Annotated in this window: 1 protein-coding gene; it reads right to left on the minus strand. The window is 59.3% G+C overall.

Annotated features, from left to right (window positions below; translation table 11 throughout):
• Positions 1–34: 34 nt before the first annotated feature.
• Positions 35–1,395 (minus strand): IS3 family transposase gene (locus PIGHUM_RS00015; protein WP_124077195.1). Its coding sequence is split into 2 segments (ribosomal slippage): positions 35–933 and positions 933–1,395, totalling 1,362 coding nucleotides; the frame shifts between segments, so codons are not numbered across the junction.
• Positions 1,396–1,446: the final 51 nt, after the last annotated feature.

A 1,446-nucleotide genomic window follows, 5' to 3' on the forward strand; every position in this document is an offset into this window, starting at 1 on the left:
GTGAACTGACCCCAAGAAGTTGGACAGTTAAAAGCTAAGCGGCGAAGGCCTGAGTTCGGTACTGCACCGGGCTCAGGCCTTTTAGCTTGAGCTTGATGCGCTGGTGATTGTAGTAATGGATGTAGCGGCGGATGCCCGTCTGTAGTTGCTCGATGCTGGTGAACGGGTTCAGGTAGAAGAACTCGGTTTTGAGCGTGCCGAAGAAGCTTTCCATGGCGGCGTTGTCCAGGCAATTGCCCTTGCGGGACATACTCTGGGCCAGGCCATGCTCGGTCAAGGCCCGGCGGTAGGCGGGCATCTGATATTGCCACCCTTGGTCGGAGTGCAGCACGGGTCGTTGCGGACCGTCCAGCTTGGCCAGGGCCTTGCGCAGCATCGTGCCGACGAGTTCGAAGTGCGGGTGCGGGCTAGTCTGGTAAGCAACGATCTCGCCGTTGTAGAGATCCATGACGGGCGACAGGTAAAGCTTCTCCCCTCGCACATTGAACTCGGTCACATCGGTCACCCACTTCTGATTGGGCTGCTCAGCCAGGAACTGGCGCGCCAGGAGATTGGGCACCGTTGCGTGCATCTGCCCTTGGTACGAGCGGTATTTCTTGGGACGAACCAAGGACTTCAGGCCCAGTATCTGCATCAGGCGCTGAACCGTCTTATGGTTGACCCGTTCCCCGGCCTGGCGCAAGGCTGCGGTAATGCGCCGATAACCATAACGCCCCTTGTGACGCTCGTACACGGCACGGATGCGGGCCTTCAAGCCCGCGTCCTTGTCCTCTACGCCCAGCGCCTTGACTTGGTAGTAGAACGTGCTGCGCGAGAGCTCTGCCACCTTGAGCAAGACAGCCAATCGATGGATTGGCCTCAATCCAAGCACTAGCCGCGCTTTTTCTGCGCCACCAGCTTCTTCGCCTGGATCAAGGCATCGAGCTTTTTTAGATAGTCGTTCTCCGCGCGCAGATACTCTAACTCCGCCAGCAATTCCTCTCGGCTGCGCTGAGCATCGTCGACCGGAATCGCAGGCTCGGGAGAGATAGGGGCTGCCATCTTCCTGGATCCTCCTCTAGGCTTGGACGCCAGCGCGTCCACTCCCCCCGCATGATACCGGCGCTCCCACACCCCTATGCTGCCTGGACTGCGGATGTCGAACAGTGCCGCCACCTGCGTATATGACAACTCATCGCGCCACAGGCGCTGAAGCACCGCGTACCTGAACTCGGCGTCGTAGTGGCTGAACTTCTTCCTGAGCCCTGCCGCTCCATGAGACCGATAGGCCGCCACCCAGCGGCGTAGCTGCGAATGGCTCAGACCATGCGTCCGGGCCAAGCTCTTGGGACCTGCCGTGCCTGATAGGCACTGCTCAACCAGCTTGCGTTTGAATCGCTCGTCGTACTTCGTCATGAAAAACACCCCAGAGGTTGGACTCTTGTCCAACTTCTGGGGTGCAGTTCA

Origin of the sequence: Pigmentiphaga humi (genome assembly GCF_900606115.1) — a bacterium.
Classification (GTDB): domain Bacteria; phylum Pseudomonadota; class Gammaproteobacteria; order Burkholderiales; family Burkholderiaceae_B; genus Pigmentiphaga; species Pigmentiphaga humi.